This is a genomic window from Kitasatospora sp. NPDC056651, from assembly GCF_042792155.1.
Taxonomy (GTDB): Bacteria; Actinomycetota; Actinomycetes; order Streptomycetales; family Streptomycetaceae; genus Kitasatospora.
On record NZ_JBHTWX010000009.1, the window covers coordinates 12,926 to 36,272 of the forward strand.

The 23,347-nt window shown below is 73.2% G+C and carries 17 protein-coding genes, 1 other RNA gene and 1 pseudogene; 15 read left to right on the forward strand and 4 right to left on the reverse strand.

Annotated elements, in window-relative coordinates; all coding sequences use genetic code 11:
• Positions 1 to 58: 58 nt before the first annotated feature.
• Positions 59 to 256, forward strand: a pseudogene (locus ACFRAR_RS06125) (hypothetical protein); the annotation flags it as partial.
• A gap of 51 nt (positions 257 to 307) precedes the next feature.
• Here the strand turns inward: ACFRAR_RS06125 and hemC are convergent.
• A complete protein-coding gene (gene hemC / locus ACFRAR_RS06130; RefSeq protein ID WP_380695292.1) occupies positions 308 to 1,234 on the reverse strand; it encodes a hydroxymethylbilane synthase in 927 nt (308 codons plus the stop codon).
• A 206-nt stretch (positions 1,235 to 1,440) separates the two neighbouring features.
• Positions 1,441 to 4,296 (reverse strand): FHA domain-containing protein, encoded by a 2,856-nt coding sequence (locus tag ACFRAR_RS06135; RefSeq protein WP_380695294.1) that lies wholly within the window; start codon positions 4,294 to 4,296, stop codon positions 1,441 to 1,443.
• 427 nt (positions 4,297 to 4,723) lie between these two features.
• Between ACFRAR_RS06135 and ACFRAR_RS06140 the strand changes: the two genes are divergently transcribed.
• From ACFRAR_RS06140 to prfB, 3 genes are all read left to right on the forward strand, one after another.
• Positions 4,724 to 6,619: a protein kinase gene (locus tag ACFRAR_RS06140; protein WP_380695296.1), complete on the forward strand. Its 1,896-nt coding sequence runs from the start codon at positions 4,724 to 4,726 to the stop codon at positions 6,617 to 6,619.
• A gap of 247 nt (positions 6,620 to 6,866) precedes the next feature.
• Positions 6,867 to 8,120: a serine/threonine-protein kinase gene (locus tag ACFRAR_RS06145; protein WP_380695298.1), complete on the forward strand. Its 1,254-nt coding sequence runs from the start codon at positions 6,867 to 6,869 to the stop codon at positions 8,118 to 8,120.
• A 70-nt stretch (positions 8,121 to 8,190) separates the two neighbouring features.
• Positions 8,191 to 9,303, forward strand: a complete 1,113-nt coding sequence (gene prfB / locus ACFRAR_RS06150) for a peptide chain release factor 2 (protein WP_380695300.1) — start codon at positions 8,191 to 8,193, stop codon at positions 9,301 to 9,303.
• Between the two features lie 134 nt (positions 9,304 to 9,437).
• Here prfB and ACFRAR_RS06155 read toward each other — a convergent pair whose 3' ends face one another.
• Positions 9,438 to 9,632: a hypothetical protein gene (locus ACFRAR_RS06155; RefSeq protein WP_380695302.1), complete on the reverse strand. Its 195-nt coding sequence runs from the start codon at positions 9,630 to 9,632 to the stop codon at positions 9,438 to 9,440.
• A gap of 349 nt (positions 9,633 to 9,981) precedes the next feature.
• On the opposite strand from ACFRAR_RS06155, the gene ftsE reads away from it, so the two are divergent.
• The 8 genes from ftsE (at position 9,982) to ACFRAR_RS06195 (ending at position 18,992) form a co-directional block, all read left to right on the forward strand.
• Complete coding sequence (ftsE, locus tag ACFRAR_RS06160) at positions 9,982 to 10,671, forward strand: cell division ATP-binding protein FtsE (protein ID WP_030059730.1); 690 nt, start codon at positions 9,982 to 9,984, stop codon at positions 10,669 to 10,671.
• A 97-nt stretch (positions 10,672 to 10,768) separates the two neighbouring features.
• Positions 10,769 to 11,680, forward strand: coding sequence for a permease-like cell division protein FtsX (ftsX, locus tag ACFRAR_RS06165; protein WP_380695304.1), 912 nt, complete (start codon positions 10,769 to 10,771; stop codon positions 11,678 to 11,680).
• 113 nt (positions 11,681 to 11,793) lie between these two features.
• Positions 11,794 to 12,933 (forward strand): S41 family peptidase, encoded by a 1,140-nt coding sequence (locus ACFRAR_RS06170; protein ID WP_380695306.1) that lies wholly within the window; start codon positions 11,794 to 11,796, stop codon positions 12,931 to 12,933.
• A 44-nt stretch (positions 12,934 to 12,977) separates the two neighbouring features.
• On the forward strand, positions 12,978 to 13,454 hold the full coding sequence (gene smpB / locus ACFRAR_RS06175; RefSeq protein ID WP_045695776.1) for an SsrA-binding protein SmpB: 477 nt from the start codon (positions 12,978 to 12,980) through the stop codon (positions 13,452 to 13,454).
• Between the two features lie 86 nt (positions 13,455 to 13,540).
• Positions 13,541 to 13,922, forward strand: a transfer-messenger RNA (tmRNA) gene (gene ssrA, locus ACFRAR_RS06180).
• A 151-nt stretch (positions 13,923 to 14,073) separates the two neighbouring features.
• Positions 14,074 to 16,377 (forward strand): HelD family protein, encoded by a 2,304-nt coding sequence (locus ACFRAR_RS06185; RefSeq protein WP_380695308.1) that lies wholly within the window; start codon positions 14,074 to 14,076, stop codon positions 16,375 to 16,377.
• A 349-nt stretch (positions 16,378 to 16,726) separates the two neighbouring features.
• Positions 16,727 to 18,199: an NAD-dependent malic enzyme gene (locus ACFRAR_RS06190; RefSeq protein WP_380695310.1), complete on the forward strand. Its 1,473-nt coding sequence runs from the start codon at positions 16,727 to 16,729 to the stop codon at positions 18,197 to 18,199.
• A gap of 508 nt (positions 18,200 to 18,707) precedes the next feature.
• Positions 18,708 to 18,992, forward strand: coding sequence for an HU family DNA-binding protein (locus ACFRAR_RS06195; RefSeq protein WP_030242980.1), 285 nt, complete (start codon positions 18,708 to 18,710; stop codon positions 18,990 to 18,992).
• A gap of 73 nt (positions 18,993 to 19,065) precedes the next feature.
• Here the strand turns inward: ACFRAR_RS06195 and murA are convergent, their stop codons facing one another.
• Positions 19,066 to 20,406: a UDP-N-acetylglucosamine 1-carboxyvinyltransferase gene (gene murA / locus ACFRAR_RS06200; RefSeq protein WP_380695312.1), complete on the reverse strand. Its 1,341-nt coding sequence runs from the start codon at positions 20,404 to 20,406 to the stop codon at positions 19,066 to 19,068.
• Between the two features lie 303 nt (positions 20,407 to 20,709).
• On the opposite strand from murA, the gene ACFRAR_RS06205 reads away from it, so the two are divergent.
• The 3 genes from ACFRAR_RS06205 (at position 20,710) to ACFRAR_RS06215 (ending at position 23,331) form a co-directional block, all read left to right on the forward strand.
• Complete coding sequence (locus ACFRAR_RS06205; protein WP_380695314.1) at positions 20,710 to 21,294, forward strand: YqgE/AlgH family protein; 585 nt, start codon at positions 20,710 to 20,712, stop codon at positions 21,292 to 21,294.
• 62 nt (positions 21,295 to 21,356) lie between these two features.
• Complete coding sequence (locus tag ACFRAR_RS06210) at positions 21,357 to 21,635, forward strand: DUF3039 domain-containing protein (RefSeq protein ID WP_316528933.1); 279 nt, start codon at positions 21,357 to 21,359, stop codon at positions 21,633 to 21,635.
• A gap of 85 nt (positions 21,636 to 21,720) precedes the next feature.
• Positions 21,721 to 23,331 (forward strand): beta-N-acetylhexosaminidase, encoded by a 1,611-nt coding sequence (locus ACFRAR_RS06215; protein WP_380695316.1) that lies wholly within the window; start codon positions 21,721 to 21,723, stop codon positions 23,329 to 23,331.
• The last annotated feature ends 16 nt before the right edge of the window (positions 23,332 to 23,347 follow it).

Genomic DNA, 23,347 nt, shown 5'->3' on the forward strand with positions numbered 1-23,347 from the left:
TGGCCTGTGTGTGTTGGGCCGCCGCTTGGCAAGGCCCCACCGGGCGCCGAATGGTGCGGTGAAGCGCTGCTCGGCTGCCGGTGCCATCGCGTCGGACATCTTGATGGTGCGGGCTATCCATGCCGTCAAGGACACCGAGCCCGGCATGGCTGTGATGACCGAGAACTGCCCGTGCGGCCACGCCGACAACGGTGAGTGCCACCTGACCCTCGGCGCCCGGATCGACCTGGACGCGACGGCCTCGCTGATCGCCGCCCAGGCGCCATCCAGGCACCTGCGCGGCCCTGGACCTGGCCCGCCGGCAGGCCTAAGCGGCCAGCCGGACCTCCGCCAGGATGCCCTCCGCGCCCTGGTCCAGCAGGAGGCCCGCCACCAGCACTCCCAGCTTCTCCGGCTCGCACAGCGGGCCGGAGAGTCGGGCCTCCACCTGCCGCCTGCCGTCCACGGAGGTGACCTGCCCGTGCAGGGTCAGCACGTCGCCGTCGGCCTTGCCGAACGCGCCGACGGGCACCGAGCATCCGCCGTGGAGCTCCGCCAGCATCGTCCGCTCGGCCCGCACCTCCGCGTCGGTCACCGGGTCACCGGAACCGGCCAGGATCTCGTGGGCCCATTCGTTGTCCTCCCGGATCTGGATGCCCAGCGCGCCCTGCCCGGGCGACGGGGGAAACAGCCCGACCGGCAGGATCTCGCTGATCTCCCCGGTGCGACCGAGCCGTTTGATCCCGGCGGCCGCCAGGGCCACGGCGTCCAGTTGCTGCGTCCTGAGCTTGCCGAGCCTGGTCGGGACGTTCCCCCGGATCTCCACCGGTACCAGGTCCGGGCGGACGTGCAACAGTTGGGCGATCCGGCGCGACGCTGAGGTGCCGATTCTGCCGCCGTGCGGGAGGTCGGCCAGAGTGCTGCCGCACAGCGCGTCGTGAACGTCCGCGCGGGTGGGCGGGGGCAGGAGGATCAGGCCGGGCGGGTTCGCGGTCGGCAGGTCCTTGAGCGAGTGCACGATTACATCGACCTCACCGGACACCAGGGCGTTCACCTGGTTGACCGAGAACGCCGAGCCGCCGCCGCGCTCCGAGACGTCCCTCAGGGCCGACCTGCGGTCCTGATCGCCTGCCTCCGTGATGACCCGCTGGCGGAAGACCACCTCGGGAAAGCGCTCCCGCAGTGGAGCCAGGAACTCCCTGACCTGGGCCCGTGCCAGGTGACTGGCCCGCGACCCCACCACCAGTGTGCTCATAAGCCAACTCCCAGCATCAGATGAGGTGTTGGCCGCATGTTATTCGCATCGAAGGCGCCCGGTTTCCGACGTTATGTCGGAAACCGGGAAGTGCTCCATGGGGGTCCTCCTGAGTCTCCGTGAGAACTCCGGAGAAGGCTCTGGGCCGTGCTGCGCAGGAAGTCGGCTCGGCCGACTTCCTACGCAGCCAGTGGCGTCCGGAGGGGTCAGCGGGAGGCGGCGCGTTGGAGGGCGCTGGCGAGGAGGGCGAGGTCGGTGGGGCCGTTGCCGAGTTCGCGGACCGGGCGGCGGGCCGGCGGGGCGCCGAGCTGGAGGGGGTCTATGGCGACCACGGTGGGGCGCAGGGTGGCGGTGCGCGGGATGCGACCGCTGATCCGGGCGGTCTGGAAGGCGCTGACGCCGCCGTCGGGCAGCCGGAGGTAGCCGCGGCCGGGGGTGTCCTCGGGGAGGGCGGCCGCGTCGCCGAGGTGGATCAGCAGGTCGGAGTCGGCCGGGTCGTCGGTGCGCAGCGCGATGCGGAGCAGCGCGGCCTCGTCGACCTCGGTGCCGGCGCTCTCCTCCGGTCGGCCGGTGGCGACGGCGAGGTGGATGCCGAGCGGTCCGCCGCGGCGGGCGACGGCGGCCAGCGCGCGGACGAGCGGCCGGCCGGCCGGGGAGGTGGGGGAGAGCAGCGCGTCGTAGTCGTCGACGACGACGACCAGCCGGGCGGGGGGAGGGGTGGGCGCGCCGCCGGGCCGGGGGGCCCCGGCGCTGCGCGGCGGGATGACCCGGGGGGCCGGGATCGGCGGCGCGGCGCCCACGGTGGCGGGCACCGGCACGGCGCCCACGCCCCGGCTGTCCAGGGCCCGCTCGTCCAGGCGGTGTCCGTCGAAGCCCTGCTCGTCCAGGCCCTGCCCGTCCAGGATGCGCGCGGCGTGCCAGGAGGCGAAGTCCAGGCCGTCGAACAGCCGCTCCCGCAGGGCGAGTTCGTCCTCCAGGGCCTCGGCCGCGAGCAGCGCGGCGCGCGGTTCGGCGGCGGCGTTGACCCGGCCGGTGACGTGCGGCAGCTCGGTGCAGCCGTCCAGGCCGTCCTCGGTGGCCCGGCCCTCGACGATCGTGACGGCCAGCCGCTCGGGCCGCTCGGAGACGGCGAGCGAGGCGACCAGGGTGCGCAGCAGCTCGGTCTTGCCGGAGCCGCGGGCGCCGCCGATCAGCAGGTGCGGGCCGCCGGGGTCGGGGGAGGGGAGGGTGAGCTCGGGGTCGGCCAGGTCGAGCGTGCAGAGTTCGTCCCGGGTGGTGCCGAGCAGCGCGGTGGCGGCGCCGATGCCGCCGGCGTGGGCCTCCCAGCGGGCGGACAGCTTGGCCGGGGTGACGGTGTCGAGCTGGAGCAGGTCGAGCAGTCGCAGCGCGTCGGGCAGCGGGCCGCGGGCGGCCGGGGCGGCTTCGCGCAGCGGGGCGAGGACGCGGGCCAGCCGTTCGGCCCAGGCGTCCGAGACGGCGTCCAGCGAGACCTCGTGCAGGGTCTCGCGGCCGCGGGCGACCGGGCGGTTCAGCGAGAGCTGGGTGCCCACCTCGCCGGTGATCAGGGCGGTGGCGCCGAGGCCCCGGGGGAGCAGCTCGGGCTGTTCGGCGAGGCAGATCGGGAAGATGCCGACCGCCGGGCCCTGACGCAGCAGCAGGTCGAGCGCCTGCCGGGCGGCTTCGGTGGCCGGGCGGCCGTCCACCACGACCACGGTGGCGGGGTGGCCGGTGAGGCCGCTCGGGCCGCTGAGCCGGGCGGTGAGCTCGGTCAGCCGGGCGGTGGCCTGCTCGTCGTCGAGGCCGATCAGCAGCCGGCAGTCCTGGCCGTCGACCGGGCGCAGGTGGGGCAGCCACAGGGCCCAGGCCCAGGTGTCGACGCGGTCCTCGACGGCGCGGGCCGGGTCGGCGTCGACCACGACCAGGCTCAGCCCGGTCGGCGGGTGCAGCGCGGCGAGCTGGGCGACGACGGCGCGGGTGAGCGCGTCCAGGCGTTCGCGGGGGCCGCTGAGGCCGAGGCTGCCGGCGGTCTGGAGGTCGAGGGTGACCGGGACGGAGGGCAGCATGGTGCCGGGCGTGGTGCCGGGGCCGCCGGGGCGGTCGGCGGTGCCGAGCCGCAGGGTGAGCGCGTCGGGGTGGCCGGGGCCGCGCTCCCAGAGCCGGGGGCCGGGGCCGACGGCGTTGAGCAGCAGGGTGGCGAGGTCGGGCCAGCGTTCGCGCTGGTTGGAGGTCTGGCGCAGCCGTACGGCGGTGTGGTGGCGCTCGGCGCTCTCCTGGCCGACCGGTTCGGCGGCGCGGCCGGGCAGCAGGGAGAACAGGCCGCGGCCGCGGCCTGGCGCGGGTTCGGGGGCGGCGGGCGGCTCGACCACGGGCGGCGCGGGCCGGGCCGGGCCGGGGGCGGCGAGCTGGAGGTGGCCGTGGCCGTCGGGCAGGGCGGCGCGGGGCGGCTCCGCGACCGGTTCGAAGAGCTGCACGGCGGATTCGCCGATCCGCAGTACGGCGCCGGGCTCCAGCGGGACGGCGGCCTCCGGCGGGCAGGGCGGGACGAGCCGGCCGTCCAGGGTGGTGCCGTTGGTGGAGCCGAGGTCGCGGACGGTGACCCGGCCGTCCTCGGCGAGGTGCAGGGAGAGGTGCAGCCGGGAGACGTCCGGGTCGTCGAGCGGGACGTCGGCCTCGGCGGAGCGGCCGACCCGGATCTCCCGGCCGTGCAGCCGGTGCACGCCGCCGGCGTCGGGGCCGCCGACCACGCGCAGTTCGGCGGCGGCGGGGGCGTCGTCGGGGTCGTCGGCGGTCGGGTCGGGCTCGTTCAGGCTGAGGACGGCGCCGTCGAGCAGCGGGGGGTGGCCGATCAGGGTGTGCTCGTCGACCCGGTGCGCCCCGGCGTACAGGTGCACATGGGTGGCGGCCCGTGGGCCGCGCACGCCCACGGCGCCGGCGAGCGCGCCCGCGATGGCGCCGAGCGCGGTGCCGACGGGCGCGGTGACCAGCACGTCCACGTAGGGAATGGCGGAGCCGGCGGCGGACGGGCCGCTGCGCGGTCGGAGGACGGTCAGCCGGATCTGCATCTCGCCCGCGGGTCCCTTCTGCTGATGTGAAGCCTGGTGCCGCTGCCCGGTGCCGGGGCACCGTTGGGCCACACGAGTGGCGAGTGTCCATCCTGCCATCCGTCACGGACGGTCCGCGCACCGTACCGGATTTGACGATCTTGCGATCATCGCCATGTTGGAGGCGACGGGGGGTCAGGTCAACCGTCCCTCCACCGGCCCGTGAACCGGCCGGTGGACCGGCTCGTGAACCGGCCGGTCGACCGGCCCGGCGACCGGCTCCCGGCGCTCCCCTAGGGGATGTCCCCCAACCCTGCTCGGATGGCCCGCCAGTCCCCCGAAAACCCGAACGGACACCGTTAGAGTGGCCGCAGACACGGGCCCGGCAGGCTCACCGCACCGGCGGAGGAGCGCCCCGCGCGGGCGGCACGGCGAGGAGATGCGACAGGTGCGGCCAGTCGGCAGCAAGTATCTGCTGGATGAGACCCTCGGGCGGGGTGCGACCGGCACCGTCTGGCGCGGTGTGGTGCGCGAGGACGTCCGGGTGCCGGGCTTCGAGCCCGGGCAGCGGGTGGCGATCAAGGTGCTGCGCGAAGAACTGGCCGTCGACCCCGACGTGGTGATGCGCTTCCTGCGCGAGCGCTCGCTGCTGCTGCGGCTGTCCCACCCCAACATCGTCCGGGTCCGCGACCTGGTCGTCGAGGGCGAGCTGCTGGCCCTGGTGATGGACCTGGTGGACGGCCCCGACCTGGCCCGCTACCTGCGCGCCAACGGCCCGTTCAGCCCGATCGCGGGTTCCCTGCTGATGGCCCAGGTCGCGGACGCGCTGGCGGCCAGCCACGCGGACGGGATCGTCCACCGCGACCTCAAGCCGGCCAACGTGATGCTCGCCTCCACCGTGGTGGACGGCACCGAGCGGATGCACCCGCTGCTGACCGACTTCGGCATCGCCCGGCTCGCCGACTCCCCGGGCGTCACCCGCACCCACGAGTTCGTCGGCACCCCCGCCTACGTCGCGCCGGAGTCCGCCGAGGGCCGCCCGCAGACCTCCGCGGTGGACGTGTACGGCGCCGGGATCATGCTGTACGAGCTGGTCACCGGCCGCCAGCCGTTCGAGGGCGACAGCGCGATCGCCCTCCTCCACGCGCACCTGGCGCAGGAGCCGCAGCGGCCCAGCACCATGCCCGAGCCGCTCTGGACGGTGATCGAGCGCTGCCTGCGCAAGGACCCGTCGCAGCGGCCGAGCGCCACCTCGCTGGCCCGCGCCCTGCGGGTGGTCGCGGCCGGGGTCGGGGTGCACGCCTCCCCGGCGGCGGTGGACGAGGCGCTGGCGGTCGCCGCCCTGCTGCTGCCGGACCCGCAGCCGACCGCCGTCCCCGCCCCCGTCCCCGCCCCCGTGCCGCCGCCGCCCGCGGCGGCCCCGGGCACCGAGGACCGCACCCAGCTGCTGCCGCCGACCCCGGGCGGGCCGCAGTACGACCCGGCCGCGGCGACCCGGGTGATGGGCACCCAGCAGCCGCCCGCGTCCCCGCCGGGCGGTGCGGACCGCACCCGGGTGATGCCGCCCGCCGCCGTGCCGCCGCCCCCGCCCGCCGGACCGCCCGCGCCGCAGGAGGAGTCGCCGCACCCGTGGCAGACCCAGCTGCGCGCGTCGCGGGACCGCAACCAGCAGACCCAGGTCGGCTACTTCGGCCCGGAGGACTACGCGGACCACCCGGAGCCGAAGGTCGCCCCGCCGCCGTTCCAGGCCGGCCAGGGCCGCGGCCCCGGCGGCCAGCACGGCCAGCACGGCCAGGGCGCCCCGGCCGGTCGGCCCGGGCCGCAGCAGCCGCCCGGCGGCTACCGCCAGTCCCCGCCCCCGCCCGGCTACGCCCAGCGCCCGCCGGTGGCCCCGCCGCCGTACCAGGCCGGCCAGGGCCGTGGCCAGGGCGGGCAGCGGGGCCAGGGCGGCGCCCGCCCGCAGCCGCCCGGCGGCTACCGGCAGGCCCCGGCCGAGTACGGCCGGCCTCAGGGCGGCTACCCGCCGCCGCCCGCGCCCACCCCGGTGCCGCGCCGGTCCGAGCCGCCCGCGCCGCAGTACCGGGAGGCCCCGCCGCAGCGCCGCGAGGAGCCGCCGGCCCCGGCCCGCCGCGAGCCCGCCCCGGCCCGCGAGCCGCGCCCGCGCAGCCGCAACCGGATGTACATCCCGGGCCTGGGCTGCCTCAAGGGCTGCCTGATGGTGCTGCTGGTGCTGACCCTGGCCGGGGTGGCGCTGTGGAACTTCACGTCGCTGCCGCAGTACTGGGACGACGCCGTGGGCTGGTTCGACACGGCGCGCGACTGGGTGAACGGCCTCCTCGGCTAGGCCCTGTCCGACACGCCCCGACACGCCCCGGCGCGCCCGCCGGGGCCGTCGGGCCGGGGCCGCCCGCCAGGGACGGCCATATTGACGCTATGTCGACAATTCAGCGGATTTCTCGGCCGAGACTCCCGCTCCGGGCCCCTCAGGCGGCTCCCGGAGGGCCTCCGGACGCGTAGGTTGGTCGCTGTTGTCCCGCCCCACCGAGCGCGCCGGACCCCCGGAGCGCTCCCGCGCCGCCCACGGAGCAGCATTGGCACGCAAGATCGGCAGCCGGTACACCGTCCACCAGGTGATCGGCCGGGGTTCGGCCGGGACGGTCTGGCTGGGCGAGGGGCCCGACGGCCCGGTGGCGGTCAAGCTGCTGCGCGAGGACCTCGCCGCCGACCAGGTGCTGGTCGGCCGCTTCGTCCAGGAGCGCACCGCGCTGACCAGCCTCGACCACCCCCGGGTGGTCGGCGTGCGCGACATGGTGGTGGACGGCAGCGACCTCGCCCTGGTGATGGAGCTGGTCCAGGGCACCGACCTGCGCTCCCGGCTGGAGCGGGACGGCGCGCTGCCGCCGCAGACCGCCGCCTCGGTCATCGCCGACGTCGCCGACGGCCTGGCCGCCGCGCACGCGGCCGGGATCGTCCACCGCGACGTCAAGCCGGAGAACGTCCTGCTCGACCTCGCCGCCGCCCCCGGCCCCGGCGGCGCCCCGCGCGCCAAGCTCACCGACTTCGGCGTGGCCCGCCTGGTCGACGCCCCGCGCCGCACCCGGGCCACCCGGATCATCGGCACCCCCGACTACCTGGCCCCCGAGATCATCGAGGGCCTGGAGCCGCGCGCCGCCGTCGACATCTACGCCCTCGCCACCGTGCTGTACGAGCTGCTGGCCGGCTCCACCCCGTTCGGCGGCGGCCACACCGGCGCGGTGCTGCGCCGGCACGTCACCGAGCAGGTGCCGCCGATCCCCGGCCTGCCGGACGGGCTGTGGCGGGTCATCTCCGAGTGCCTGGCCAAGGCCCCGGCCTCCCGGCTGCGCGCCGCCGAGCTGGCCGCCCGGCTGCGCGAGCAGCTGCCCTCGCTGGCCGGGCTGCCGGTGCTGGCCGTGCCCGACCAGGGCCGCGCCCCGGCCGAGGAGCAGCTGACCCCCGGCGAGGCCGTCTACGCCGAGATCGACGCCGGACCGGGCGCCCACAAGCGCCGCCGCGGCCCGGCCGTCCCGCTGGTGCCCGGCGCCGCCCCGGACTCCACCCGGGACACCCACACCAGCCTGCGCCGCCCGTCCGCCGACGAGCTGGCCGCGTACGCGGTCGAGTCCCGGGCCCAGCGCGTCACCCCGGGCCACCGCCGGGACCGGCAGGCGCTGCTGCGCCGCCGCCGGCTGCTGGCCGTGCTGATCGCCACCGTCCTGCTGCTGGCGGGCGCCGCCGCGGCCTGGACGGCCTTCGCGGCCACCGCCCCGGACGGCGGCCACCCGAGCCGTCCGGCGGTGACGGGCACGGCCCCGCGGGCGCCCTGACCCCCGCCCGGGGGCCCGGGGAGTCGGGGGTGTCGTCATGACCATCCCCGGAACCATTACCCTGGGGGGCGTGGCAGCCGTCGATCCTTCCGAAGAGCTCAAGAACCTCGATACGACCATGGGGTCGATCGAGGCCGTCCTCGACCTGGACAAGATCCGGGCCGACATCGCGGTCCTGGAGGAGGAGGCAGCCGCCCCCACCCTGTGGGACGACGTCGCGAACGCGCAGAAGGTGACCAGCCGGCTCTCCTTCCTCCAGGGCGAACTGCGCCGGGTCGAGAACCTGCGCAGCCGCATCGACGACCTGGGCGTGCTGTTCGAGCTCGCCGAGGCCGAGGACGACGCGGACACCCGCACCGAGGCCGAGGCCGAACTCGTCTCCCTCCAGAAGGCGGTCGAGGAGCTGGAGGTCCGCACCCTCCTGTCCGGCGAGTACGACGCCCGCGAGGCGCTGATCAACATCCGTGCCGAGGCCGGTGGCGTGGACGCCGCCGACTTCGCCGAGCAGCTCATGCGCATGTACCTGCGCTGGGCCGAGCGGCACGGGTACCCCACCGAGGTGTACGACACCTCGTACGCCGAAGAGGCCGGCATCAAGTCCGCGACCTTCACCGTGAAGGCGCCGTACGCCTACGGCACCCTCTCCGTCGAGCAGGGCACCCACCGCCTGGTGCGCATCTCGCCGTTCGACAACCAGGGCCGCCGGCAGACCTCCTTCGCCGGCGTCGAGGTCCTCCCGGTCGTCGAGCAGTCCGACCACGTCGACATCGACGAGGGCGAGCTGCGGGTGGACGTCTACCGCGCCTCCGGCCCCGGCGGCCAGGGCGTCAACACCACCGACTCGGCGGTGCGCATCACGCACCTCCCGACCGGCATCGTGGTCTCCTGCCAGAACGAGCGCTCGCAGATCCAGAACAAGGCGTCCGCGATGAACGTCCTCCAGGCCAAGCTGCTGGAGCGGCGCCGCCAGGAGGAGAAGGCGGCGATGGACGCGCTCAAGGACAGCGGCAGCTCCTGGGGCAACCAGATGCGCTCCTACGTGCTGCACCCGTACCAGATGGTCAAGGACGTCCGCACCGCGTACGAGGCGGGCAACCCGCAGGCCGTGCTGGACGGCGACATCGACGGCTTCATCGAGGCCGGCATCCGCTGGCGCAAGCAGCGCGAGACCAGCGCCGAGTAAGCACCCGGACACCGCCGAGTAGGCACCCGGACACCGCCGAGTAGGCACCCGGACACCGCCGAGTAGGCACCCGGACACACAGAAGGCCCCCGACCGCAGCGGTCGGGGGCCTTCGTCGTACGTCTCGTGGGTCGTCAGGCCAGTGCCTGCCGGCAGATCAGCGCCACCGCGAGCAGCCCGGCCAGCACGGCGAGCAGCATCGCGGGGGAGAGCGTGGCCAACGGCCCCTGCTGCTCCTGAAGCCGGGCCCGGTTGGCCCGGCACACCGGGCAACGCCCGTCGCTGACGCGGCCGTTGCAGTTGGCGCACACCAGATGGTCGCAGGTCATGCGATCTCCTCCTTGCTGCTTAATGCAACGCACCGGACGGGGCTTTGGTTCCATGTACTGCCCTGTACGGGGGAGCGGCCGGACCCGGCCGCTCCCTCCACTCTGCCAGGTTCCGGCGGTTCCGGCTCCCGGGCTGTGAGATGCCTCGCAATATTCGGGGCATAAACGGACATTCTCCCCCAGCTCCCACCGGCCGTCGCGGGTGGTCCCTGCGGGCCGCTCGCCGATTCGCGTATGGTCCCAGTCCGGGAGCGGCCCTCTGCGCTCCTTTCGCCCGCCCACGGACCGGGCCTCCGGGGTGGAACGACCGAGGAATGGCGCCGCCTAGGATGGCCTCCGTGATGCAGCCGTGATCAGATTCGACAACGTCTCCAAGACCTATCCCAAGCAGAACCGTCCCGCCCTGGACAACGTCTCGCTGGAGATCGAGAAGGGTGAGTTCGTCTTCCTGGTCGGCTCGTCCGGCTCGGGGAAGTCCACCTTCCTGCGCCTGTGCCTGCGCGAGGAGCGCCCCAGCACGGGTGCGGTGCACGTGCTGGGCAAGGACCTCGGCAAGCTGTCCAACTGGAAGGTGCCGCACATGCGCCGCCAGCTGGGCACCGTCTTCCAGGACTTCCGCCTGCTGCCGAACAAGACGGTCGCGCAGAACGTCGCCTTCGCCCTGGAGGTGATCGGCAAGCCCAAGAGCGCCATCAACAAGGTGGTGCCCGAGGTGCTGGAGCTGGTCGGCCTCGGCGGCAAGGAGGACCGCATGCCGGGCGAGCTGTCCGGTGGTGAGCAGCAGCGCGTGGCGATCGCCCGAGCCTTCGTGAACCGCCCGATGCTGCTCATCGCGGACGAGCCCACCGGCAACCTCGACCCGCAGAACTCGGTCGGCATCATGAAGCTGCTCGACCGCATCAACCGCACCGGCACCACGGTGCTGATGGCCACCCACGACCAGGCCATCGTCGACCAGATGCGCAAGCGCGTCATCGAGCTCGACAAGGGGCTGCTCGTCCGCGACCAGGCCCGCGGCGTCTACGGGTACCAGCACTGACCGGCCGGCACTGACCGACCAGCGCTGACCCGTAGGGCCGTCGGCCCGGACCGCCAGACCAGAGCAGAGCAGTACCGACCCTGGAGTTGTTTCCCGCATGCGTGCCCAGTTCGTCCTGTCGGAGATCGGTGTGGGTCTCCGACGCAACCTGACCATGACCATCGCGGTCGTGGTCAGCGTCGCGCTCTCCCTCGCCCTCGCCGGTTCCTCGCTCCTGGTCCGCGACCAGGTGAACTCCATGAAGGGGTACTGGTACGACAAGGTCGAGGTGAGCATCTACTTCTGCACCAAGGCGGACGCCCGCAACTCGCCCCAGTGCGACAAGGGCGCGGCGACCGACCAGCAGGTCCAGGACATCAAGGACCAGCTGGACAAGATGACCTCGGTGGTCCAGTCCTCGACCTACGAGAGCTCCGCCGAGGCGTACAAGCACTGGAAGGAGATGAACCCGGACAACCCGCTCATCTCCGTCCTGGGCCCGGACGCCATGCCGCAGTCCTGGCGGGTCAAGCTCAACGACCCGACCAAGTACGACGTGATCCAGAGCGCCTTCGCCGGTAAGCCCGGCGTCAAGTCGGTCGAGGACCAGCGGAAGATCCTGGAGAACCTGTTCGGCCTGCTCAACGGCCTCCAGACGGCGGCCTTCGTGATCATGGTGCTGATGCTCTTCGTCGCCCTGCTGCTGATCGTCAACACCGTGCGGGTGTCGGCGTACAGCCGACGGCGCGAAACCGGCATCATGCGCCTGGTCGGCGCGTCGAACTTCTACGTCCAGATGCCCTTCATCGCCGAGGCGGCCTTCTCGGCGCTGCTCGGCGCGGTGATGGCCTCCGGGCTGCTGGTCGGCGGGCACTTCTTCGTCCAGAACTGGCTGGCCGACCGGGTTCAGTTCATCCACTTCATCGGGCTCGGCTCGGTGCTCGCGGTGATACCGCTGCTGATCGTGGTGGGCATGGGCATGGCCGGCGTCGCGGCGTTCTTCACCCTGCGCAAGTACCTCAAGGTCTGATCCCGCGAGGCCCCGGCGGCCCCGGACGGCACTGCGCCGTCCGGGGCCGCGGGCGTTTCCCGGCCGACCGTTCCGACCCGTCGTGTGCGACGCGGTGTCTACACTCCGGTTCCATGCTGGAAACTCCACGCAGGACACGTCAGGTGGCCGCCCTCAGCCTGGTGTTCGGCGTCGTGCTGCTGACCGGCGCGGCCACCGGCGCCTGGGGCGATCCGAACGACCCGCCGTCGCGCTCCTCCGCCGACACCGCCCCCGCCGCCACCGGCGGGCTCCCGGCGGACCCGGCCGGCGCGGCCCTGTCCGAGCAGCAGGCCGAGCACCTGCTCGCGGCCGGCGGCGACCGCTGGGGCGCGTACTACAGCGCCCAGGAGTACGCGGAGTTCAGCCAGGGCCTGGACGGCCGGTACCCCGGCGTCGGCCTCTCGGTCGGCCGGGGCCAGGACGGCGTCACCGAGGTCTCCCAGGTCGCCCCGGGGGGCCCGGCCGCCGCGGCCGGGATCTCCCCCGGGGACCGGCTGCTGCGGGTCGGCCAGGACCAGGCCGACCACCTGCCGGTGACCGAGGTGGTCGCCCGGCTGCGCGGCCAGGGCGAGGACCGCCGGGCCGGCTCCGAGGTCACCCTGGCCGTCCGGCGCGGCGAGGGCGGGGAGCGCGAACTGCGGCTGCGGCGCGTGCTGCTGGACAGCCGGCAGGTCGCCGCGGAACAGCTGGGCAAGGGCGTGCTGCGGGTGACCGTCCGTGCCTTCACCAGCGGCGTGGCCGACCAGGTGCGCGCGGCGCTGCGCGCCCCGCACACCGGCGTGGTGCTCGATCTGCGCGGCAACTCCGGGGGGCTGGTCGACGAGGCGGCCGGCACCGCCGGGATCTTCCTGGACGGCGGCCCGGTCGGCTCGTACCTGGAGCGCGGCGAGACCCGGGAGCTGACCGCCCCGCCCGGCGGCGACCAGCGCACCCCGCTGGTGGTGCTGGTGGACGGCGGCACGATGAGCGCCGCCGAGCTGCTCGCCGGCGCCCTCCAGGACCGCGGCCGCGCCGTGGTGGTGGGCTCGCGGACCTTCGGCAAGGGCACCGTCCAGCAGCCCAGCCGGCTCGCCGACGGCGCCGTGCTGGAACTGACCGTCGGCCGCTACTACACCCCGGCGGGCCGCTCCCTGGACGGCACCGGCCTCACCCCCGACGTCCCGGCCGGTTCGGGGGAGGAGGCCGACCAGCTCGCCCAGCGGGTCCTCCCGGGGCTCGGCACCCGCGCGTAAAGCAGCTGACCGACCCGGCCCCGAAGTGCGAGAATGGCCGCGCTATGGCAAAGGAAACCGGACAGAAGCTGATCGCGCAGAACAAGAAGGCGCGACACGAGTACACCATCCTCGACACCTACGAGTGCGGTCTCGTCCTCACCGGCACCGAGGTCAAGTCGCTGCGCGAGGGGAGGGCCAACCTGGTCGACGGCTACGCCTACATCCAGAACCACGAGGCGTGGATCGACAACGTCTTCATCCCCGAGTACACCCAGGGGACGTGGACCAACCACGCGGCCCGGCGCAAGCGCAAGCTGCTGCTGCACAAGCTGGAGATCCGCAAGATCGAGACCAAGGTCCGCGACGCGGGCCACACCCTGGTCCCGCTCTCGCTGTACTTCAAGGACGGCCGGGTCAAGCTCGAACTGGCGCTCGCGGTCGGCAAGAAGCTGTACGACAAGCGCCAGACGCTGCGCGAGAAGCAGGACACCCGCGAGACGGCCCGTGCGGTGGCGGCGGCCCGGCGGCGCCAGGGTTAATCCGCTGGACCCTCGCCCGTCGCCTCGCGTACGATGGCTCAAGCACCACGGACGATCACCGTCCGAGCTGTTTCTCAACAAAACATGGGGATGATCGGTTTCGACAGGGGATGTTGAAACAGGGGAAGCGAGCCGAGGAACGCGGCAATGATCTCGTTAACCACGTGTCGCAAAAAAATAATCGCCAACTCTAAGCGCGATTCCCAGCAGTTCGCTCTCGCTGCCTAATAAGCACCGATAGCGCTTGGGTGTCAGACCGGGGGGTTCCCGACCCGGACCCTGGCATAATCTAGGGAACTCAACCGTCCGCCCGGGCTGCGAGGGCGGATGGGAAATCAAACAGCAGCTGGGCCTGTTGGCGGCTTGTCCGTGTGACCGCCAGGGCCGAGAAAATCACAGCGGACTGCGCTCGGAGAAGCCCTGAATTAACTCCACTGGACCCGGGTTCGATTCCCGGCATCTCCACCACCCCATGTTCACATCGAAGGCCGTCCACCGCCCAGCGGAGGACGGCCTTCGATTTTTGTACGTTCCGGAGCAGCGCAGCCCGGGGCCCGCGGCGTAGGATCATCCGTCCGCTCGTTTTCCGGAGCCGGATTCCGTCGCAACCACCGAGGCCATGCAGAGCAACACGGACACCACCCCCGCCGCCGACCACGAGACCGTCCGGACCCGCGAGATCGCCGGTGAACAGCAGCACCTCGACACCGTCTACCACCGGTTGGAGGAGAAGCTCGCCGAGGCCGAGTACATCCTGGAGGACGCCGCCAAGCGGGTCCAGGTCGGCACCCCCGGCGCGCTCGCCGAGCGCGACGCCCAGGTCTACCGGGCCGGCGCGCACCTCCAGCGGCTGAACAACGAGTTCGAGGACTTCCTGTTCGGCCGGATCGACCTCCAGCGGGCGGACGCCCCGGAGGAGCACGGCATCCCCTCGAACACCCCGCTCGACCCGGCCGACCCGGCCGTCGCCGAGACCCTCCACATCGGCCGGCTGGGCGTGCTGGACGCCGAGTACGGCCCGCTGGTGATCGACTGGCGCGCGCCCGCGGCAGCCCCGTTCTACCGCGCCACCCCGGTCGAGCCGGGCCGGGTGATCCGCCGCCGGGTGATCCGCTCCAAGGGCCGCAAGGTGGTCGGCGTCGAGGACGACCTGCTGCGCCCCGACCTCACCCCGACCCTGGACGGCGAGGAGCTGGCCGTGGTCGGCGACGGCGCGCTGATGGCCTCGCTGGGCCGCGCCCGCAGCCACTCGATGCGCGACATCGTCTCCTCCATCCAGAAGGAGCAGGACGAGGTGATCCGCGCCGCCGCCGCGGGCGCCACCCTGGTCACCGGCGGCCCCGGCACCGGCAAGACCGCCGTCGCCCTGCACCGCGCCGCCTACCTCCTCTACCAGGACCGTCGGCGCTACGCCGGGGGCATCCTGGTGGTCTCGCCGACCCCGTTGCTCGTCTCCTACACCGAGGGCGTGCTGCCCGCGCTCGGCGAGGAGGGCCAGGTCGCCATCCGGGCCGTCGGCTCGCTGGTGGACGGCATCGAGGCGGGCACCTACGACACCCCCGAGACGGCCCGGGTCAAGGGCTCGGCCCGGATGGTGCAGCTGCTGCGCCGGGCCGCCCGCGCGGCGCTGGAGCTGGGCGCGCCGCAGGAGCTGAAGGTGGTCGCCCGCGGCGAGGTGCTGAAGCTGGACGCCGCCCGGCTGAAGGCCGTGCGCGGCAACGTGGTGGGCTCCGGCGGCACCCCGCTGAACCTGCTGCGCCCGCGCGCCCGCCGGCTGCTGCTGGACGCCCTGTGGCAGCTGGCCGTCCGCGACCTGCCCAAGCCCACCGACCACTACGGCCGCGAGCAGCGCCAGGAGGAGAAGGAGTCCTTCGACGAGTACGTCTCGGACGAGGCGTCCTTCCTGGACTTCCTGGACGCCTGGTGGCCGGCCGTGACCCCGCGCCGGGTGCTCGCCACGCTCCGGCAGCACCGGCACACCAACCGGATCGCCCGCCGCGCCGTCACCCCGGACGAGGCCCGGCTGCTGGCCGCCTCCTGGCGCCACCTGTCCGACCGGGGCGAGGGCGCGCTGTCCGCGCACGACGTCGCACTGGTGGACGAGCTCCAGGTGCTGCTCGGCGAGCCGGCCCGGCCGAAGTTCCGCGAGGTCGACGCGGTGGACCTGCTGACCGGCCTGGACGAGGTCACCACGTTCGCCGACCGCAGCTCCCGCCAGCGCGAGCGCCAGCCGGTCGAGCGCACCGAGTACGCCCACATCATCGTGGACGAGGCGCAGGACCTCACCCCGATGCAGTGGCGGATGATCGGCCGCCGGGCCCGGACGGCCACCTGGACGATCGTCGGCGACCCGGCGCAGTCCTCCTGGCCGTTCCCGCGGGAGGCCCAGGCCGCGCTGGACGAGGTGCTCTCCGGCAAGCAGCGCCGCCGCTTCACGCTGACCGTGAACTACCGCAACCCGGCCGAGATCGCCGAGGTCGCGGCGAAGGTGCTGGCGCTCGCGGCGCCGGGCACCCCCTCGCCGAGCGCGGTGCGCCACGTGGGTGTGGAGCCGCGTTTCGCGGCCGTCACCGACCCCTCGCCGGAGGCCTTCGGCAAGGCCGCCCGGGCCGAGCTGGAGCGGCTGCTGGGCGAGGTGGACGGCACCGTGGCGATCGTGGTGCCGATGGACCGCCGGGACGAGGCCGTGGGCTGGGCCGAGGGCCTGGGCGAGCGCGTGGTGGCGCTGGGCAGCCTGGAGGCGAAGGGCCTGGAGTACGACGCGACCGTGGTGGCCGACCCGACCGGCATCGCCGGCGAGTCGGAGGCCGGCCTGCGGGTGCTGTACGTGGCGCTGACCCGCGCGACCCAGCGGCTGACCGTGCTCTCCGGCCCGGACGACCTGCCGGACGCGGCCGGCGTGCCCGCGCTGCTGCACGGCTGACGGACCCTACGGAAGAAGGCCCCTCACCGGGTGGTGAGGGGCCTTCAGGCGTTTAGTACACCGACCCGCCATGCTCGCCTCGCGGCAAGTGGTCCCTCGAAGGGACGAAGGTTGGGCCCGGGGGCTTGGATCGAGCCGGTGCCTGTCCAATGTAACGCATCGGCCGGGAGAGGCAAGGAGCGAGCGGCGGGAGGCCGGCGGAGGTCGACCGGATTGTCGGGTCCGCACACTCAATGAACGTTATTTCTGGGTACCCCTTGGAAGGTGCGACGATCGAGGTCTAGCATGCGCGGGCGATGCCTTCAACAAAATGTTGAGCCTGCGGGACAGACGGAAGAAGGAAGCGTCGATGGCGACGGTGCCCAGTGTCTCCAACTCGATCACGGTACGGCTGGAGGTCCCGGCCCGGGGCAACGCCGTCAGTGCTATCACCACGGCCGTGGAGTCCTCCGGCGGGTCGGTGACCGGTCTCGACGTCACCGCCTCCGGCCTGGAGGCGCTGCGGATCGACGTCACGGTGGCGGCGTCCTCGGTCACGCACGGCGAGGAGATCGTCGAGAAGCTGCGCACGATCGACGGCGTGTCGATCGGCAAGGTCTCGGACCGCACCTTCCTGATGCACCTCGGCGGCAAGATCGAGATGTCGTCCAAGCTGCCGATCCGCAACCGTGACGACCTCAGCATGATCTACACCCCGGGTGTCGCCCGGGTCTGCATGGCGATCGCCGAGAACCCCGAGGACGCCCGCCGCCTGACCATCAAGCGCAACAGCGTCGCCGTGGTCACCGACGGCTCGGCGGTGCTGGGCCTGGGCAACATCGGCCCGGAGGCCGCGCTGCCGGTCATGGAGGGCAAGGCGGCCCTGTTCAAGCGCTTCGCCGGCATCGACGCCTGGCCGATCTGCCTGGACACCCAGGACACCGACGAGATCGTCGCCATCGTCAGGGCGATCGCCCCGGGCTTCGCCGGGATCAACCTGGAGGACATCTCCGCGCCGCGCTGCTTCGAGATCGAGGCCCGGCTGCGCGAGGCCCTGGACATCCCGGTCTTCCACGACGACCAGCACGGTACCGCGATCGTGGTGCTGGCCGCCCTCACCAACGCGCTGAAGGTGGTCGGCAAGGAGATCGGCGACATCCGCGTGGTGATGTCGGGCGCCGGCGCCGCCGGCACCGCGATCCTCAAGCTGCTGATGGCGGCCGGCGTCGAGCACGCCACCGTGGCCGACGTGCGCGGCGTGGTCCACCAGGGCCGCGAGGACCTCAACGACAGCCTGCGCTGGATCGCCGAGCACACCAACCGTTCGGGCCGCTCCGGCAGCCTCAAGGAGGCCGTGGCGGGCGCCGACGTCTTCATCGGCGTCTCGGCCCCGAACGTCCTGGACGGCGACGACCTGGCCACCATGGCGGAGGACGCGATCGTCTTCGCGCTGGCCAACCCGGACCCGGAGGTCGACCCGGCCGTCGCCCGGCAGACCGCCGCCGTGGTCGCCACCGGCCGCAGCGACTTCCCGAACCAGATCAACAACGTGCTGGTCTTCCCGGGTGTCTTCCGCGGCCTGCTGGACGCCCAGAGCCGGACCGTCAACACCGAGATGATGATCGCCGCCGCCCGGGCGCTGGCCACCACCGTGGCCGACGACGAGCTGAACGCGAACTACATCATCCCGAGCGTGTTCCACAAGGACGTCGCCAAGACGGTCGCCTCCGCGGTGCGCGAGGCGGCCCTGGCCGGCGCCCAGGAGGCCCCCGTGCCGGCCCGTCCGACCCCGGGCATCGTGGGCACCCTCGACACCTCCGCCTTCCCCACCGTCAAGCTCTGACGAGCGGATCGGGCGAGGTGTCATAGTTCGCTCAAATGTGCGAATAGCGGTCATACCCGCCCAGCTCGCCCCGAACCCTTGCGACACAAGGGCGAGGGGCGTGTTTGGGCTTGTCAGTCCTAGGGCGTACCGTAGCCCTGCACGGGGCAGGCGTGTCCGACAAGTACGGAACGTCCCCCTGGTCTTCCGGCGTGTCGTCCCGACCGCCGCCCGCGCCCGGTCCTCCGGAGCCGACGGAGCGTCACACCTCCAACGGGCGGGCGATGTTCGGGTGGCTCGGCCGGGGCCCGATTGGCTTTCTCGGGGCCGGTCGGGGCAGGATTCGTACCCAGGCGGGCGGGCGGGCCTTCGACGGCTCCGGCGCGCGGCATCGGGTAGGAATCCGGCCTGCGACCACGCATTGCCTGCATGAGCACAGTGTGCGGACCTGCGGCCCATCCGGGTGCCCCCCGGTGGGAGCACCGATGGGCCCCCGCACACCGCAAGCGAACAGACCACAGGAGTACACATGAACCGCAGTGAGCTGGTGGCCGCGCTGTCCGAGCGCGCCGAGGTGACCCGCAAGGACGCCGACGCCGTTCTGGCCGCCTTCGCCGAGATCGTCGGCGAGGTCGTCGCCAAGGGCGACGAGAAGGTCACCATCCCCGGTTTCCTGACCTTCGAGCGCACCCACCGCGCTGCCCGCACCGCCCGCAACCCGCAGACCGGCGAGCCGATCCAGATCGCCGCGGGCTACAGCGCCAAGGTGAGCGCCGGCTCGAAGCTGAAGGAAGCCGCCAAGGGCGCTGCCTGAGCCACCCCTTGAACGCCCGAGAGGCCGGGCTCCCCGTCGGGGAGCCCGGCCTCTCGCCGTCGTACCGGGGCCGTCAGGCGTCGACGAGCCGCTCGCTGGGCAGCTCGACGTGGGCGCCCAGGTCGCGCAGCTTGTCCATGAAGTTCTCGTAGCCGCGGTTGATCAGGTCGATGCCGTGCACGGTCGAGGTGCCCTCGGCCGCCAGCGCCGCGATCAGGTACGAGAAGCCGCCGCGCAGGTCCGGGATGACCAGCTCGGAGCCGATCAGCTTGGAGGGGCCGGAGACGACCGCGGAGTGCAGGAAGTTGCGGGCGCCGAAGCGGCACGGGGTGCCGCCCAGGCACTCGCGGTAGAGCTGGATGTGGGCGCCCATCTGGTTCAGCGCGCCGGTGAAGCCGAGCCGCGACTCGTACACCGTCTCGTGGATGATGGACAGCCCGGTGGCCTGGGTCAGCGCGACCACCAGCGGCTGCTGCCAGTCGGTCTGGAAGCCCGGGTGCACGTCGGTCTCCAGGGCGATCGCCTTGAGCTCGCCGCCCGGGTGCCAGAAGCGGATGCCCTCGTCGTCCACCTCGAAGGCGCCGCCGACCTTCCGGAAGGTGTTGAGGAAGGTCATCATCTCCAGCTGGCGGGCGCCGCGGACGTAGATGTCGCCCCTGGTGGCCAGCGCCGCGCAGGCCCAGGAGGCCGCCTCCAGGCGGTCCGGCAGCGCGCGGTGGGTGTAGCCGTTCAGCTCGTCCACACCGGTGATCAGGATGGTGCGGTCGGTGCCCAGGGTGATGATCGCGCCCATCTTCTGCAGCACGCAGATCAGGTCGACGATCTCCGGCTCGATGGCCGCGTTGCGCAGCTCGGTGACGCCCTCGGCGAGGACGGCGGTGAGCAGCACCTGCTCGGTCGCGCCGACCGACGGGTAGGGCAGCTCGATCTTGGTGCCGCGCAGCCGCTGCGCGGCGACCAGGTAGGTGCCCTGCGGGTGCTTCTCGATGGACGCGCCGAACTGGCGCAGCACCTCGAAGTGGAAGTCGACCGGACGGCCGCCGATGTCGCAGCCGCCCAGGCCCGGGATGAAGGCGTGGCCGAGGCGGTGCAGCAGCGGGCCGCAGAACAGGATCGGGATCCGCGAGGAGCCGGCGTGGGCGTCGATGTCGGCGACGTTGGCGCTCTCGACGTGCGAGGGGTCGAGGATCAGCTCTCCGTCCTCGTCGCCGGTGCGCACGGTCACGCCGTGCAGCTGGAGCAGGCCGCGGACCACCTTGACGTCGCGGATGTCCGGGACGTTGCGCAGTCTGCTGGGGCCCTGGCCGAGGAGGGCGGCGACCATGGCCTTGGGCACCAGGTTCTTCGCGCCGCGGACGCGGATCTCGCCTTCGAGCGGGTTTCCGCCGTGAACCAGCAGGACGTCGTCGGTCATCGTTCTCGCAATCCGGGGTGCCAGAGGAGTCGGGGGGAATGGCTCCGGGAGAGAGCCGGTGGTGGACCGGTCGTAAACGGGCGCGTTCGGGCCCCCGGCGAAACCGAGTCGGCACCGTAAAGGGCGTCCACCAGACGTAGATGGTAGTAGGCGCGCCGCCGGTTCCCGTGAGCCTCTCCCGTGATGGTGCTCTCTCCGGGCCCTCGGGCGCCCGTCGGTGCGGCCGTACGGGTGTTCGTGCGGCGTGGAGGTTTCCGGGTGTTGCGGTGTCCGGGCGGTGCCGTTCTGCGGGATCATGTGGGCATGACGGCGGCCCATTCGCACGGAGGCCGGTCCCACACCGGCCGTCTGATCGTCGCGACGCCCCTGCTCACCGACCCGAACTTCGCGCGGGCGGTGGTGCTGCTCCTCGACCACGACGTCGAGGGGGCGCTCGGCGTAGTCCTCAACCGGCCGACGCCGGTCGAGGTGGGCAGTGTGCTGGACGGCTGGAACAGACTCGTCGGACAGCCGGCGGTGGTGTTCCAGGGCGGCCCGGTGGCGCTGGACTCCGCCCTCGGCCTCGCCGTGGCGCCGGGGGAGCCGGGCACCGGCGAGCCGCTCGGCTGGCGCCGGGTGCACGGCGCGATCGGCCTGGTCGACCTGGAGGCGCCGCCCGAGGTGCTGGCCGGCGAGCTGGGCAGCCTGCGGATCTTCGCCGGGTACGCCGGCTGGTCGCCGGGGCAGCTGGAGACGGAGCTGGAGAGCGGCGCCTGGTACCTGGTGGACTGCGAGCCGGGGGACGTCTCCAGCCCCGAGCCGGAGCGGCTGTGGCGCTCGGTGCTGCGCCGCCAGCGCGGCCCGCTCGCCCTGCTGGCGACCTATCCGGACGACCCGACGATGAACTGAGCCACCGGCCCGGCGGCGCGACACTGGCCGGGTTTCCGGGGGCGCCCATAGACTTGGCACCCATGAGCACTCTTGAGCCCGAGCGCGGCCTCGGCACCGGCACCCTGGTCGAGCCCGTCCCGCAGGTGTCCCACGGGGACGGCGACCACGAGCGCTTCGCGCACTACGTCCAGAAGGACAAGATCATGGAGAGCGCGCTCTCCGGGTCTCCCGTGGTCGCGCTCTGCGGCAAGGTGTGGGTGCCCGGGCGCGACCCGAAGAAGTACCCGGTCTGCCCGATGTGCAAGGAGATCTACGACGGCATCGGCAAGCCGCAGGGCGGGGACGGCGAGAACAAGTAGTGCCGCCTTGCAACGCCGTTTTGCATAGCACCGCGTTTCGAGGGTGGTCTATGCCAATCGTTCAGGGCGTGGGCAGGATGTCGGAATGGACCTCATTCCCGCACCTTCGAGTGCCGTCCGCCGCCCGGACGAGGACTGCCCGCTCGACGCCGCCACCACGCTGACCGCATCCCCCGCGCTGGCCGACGCCGAGCGCTGGCTGCGGTCCACCCTGTCCTCGGCCACCGGGCTGCCGCTCGGCCCCGGCCGGCCGGGCGGCGGCATCGAGCTGGTCCAGGACGGGACGCTGGCCGCCGAGGCGTACCGGATCACGGTGCGCCCCGGCCACGCCCTGATCGCCGCGGGCGGCCCGGCCGGGGCGCTGTGGGGCGCGCAGACCCTGCGCCAGCTGCTCGGGCCGGACGCCTACCGGCGCTCGCCGCTGCGCCACGACGGCTGGGTGCTGCCCGGCGTCGACATCGAGGACGCCCCCCGGTTCGGCTGGCGCGGCGCGCTGCTCGACGTGGCCCGGCACTTCCTGCCCAAGTCGGACGTGCTGCGCTTCGTCGACCTGCTGGCCGCGCACAAGCTCAACGTGCTGCACCTGCACCTGACCGACGACCAGGGCTGGCGGGTGGAGATCAAGCGCTACCCGCGGCTGACCGAGCGCGGCTCCTGGCGGGACCGCTCGATGGTCGGCTACCGGGCCGGGCAGCGCCGCGACGACCGCCCGCACGGCGGGTACTACACCCAGGAGGACCTGCGCGAGATCGTCGCCTACGCGGCCGCGCGCGGGGTCACCGTCGTCCCGGAGATCGACCTGCCCGGCCACACCCAGGCCGCCGTCGCCGCCTACCCCGAGCTGGGCAACACCGACGTGGTGGACACCTCCGCGCTCGGGGTCTGGACCGACTGGGGGGTGAGCCACAACGTGCTCAACGCCTCCGAGGAGACCCTGCGCTTCTTCGAGGGCGTGCTGGAGGAGGTCCTGGAACTCTTCCCGTCCGAGTTCGTCCACCTCGGCGGAGACGAGTGCCCCAAGGAGCAGTGGAAGGACAGCGCCGCCGCCCAGGCCCGGATCCGCGAGCTGGGCCTGGCCAACGAGGACGAGCTGCAGAGCCACCTCATCCGGCACTTCGACCGCTGGCTGGCCGAGCGCGGCCGCCGGCTGATCGGCTGGGACGAGATCCTGGAGGGCGGCCTGGCGCCGGGTGCCGCGGTCTCCTCCTGGCGCGGCTTCGGCGGCGGGATCGCCGCCGCGAAGGCCGGGCACGACGTGGTGATGTGCCCCGAGCAGCACGTCTACTTCGACCACCGGCAGGCGGACGGCCCGGACGAGCCGATCCCGGTCGGCTTCGTGCGCACCCTGGAGGACGTCTACCGGTTCGAGCCGGTCCCGAAGCAGCTGGACGAGGCCGCCGCCCGGCACGTGATCGGCACCCAGGCGAACCTGTGGAGCGAGTTCATGGACAGCGCCCGGGACATCGACTACCGGGCCTTCCCCCGGCTGGTCGCCTTCGCCGAGGTCGCCTGGTCCGAGCTGCCCGCCGAGCCGGCCGAGCGGGACTTCGCCGGCTTCGAGCGGCGGCTGACGACGCACCTGAGGGCGCTGGACGCGCTCGGCGTCGAGTACCGCCCGGCCGACGGTCCGCACCCGTGGCAGCGCCGGCCCGGGGTGCTCGGCCGCCCGATCGAGGGGGCGCCGCCGGTCCGCTGACCGGTGTGTTGGTCGT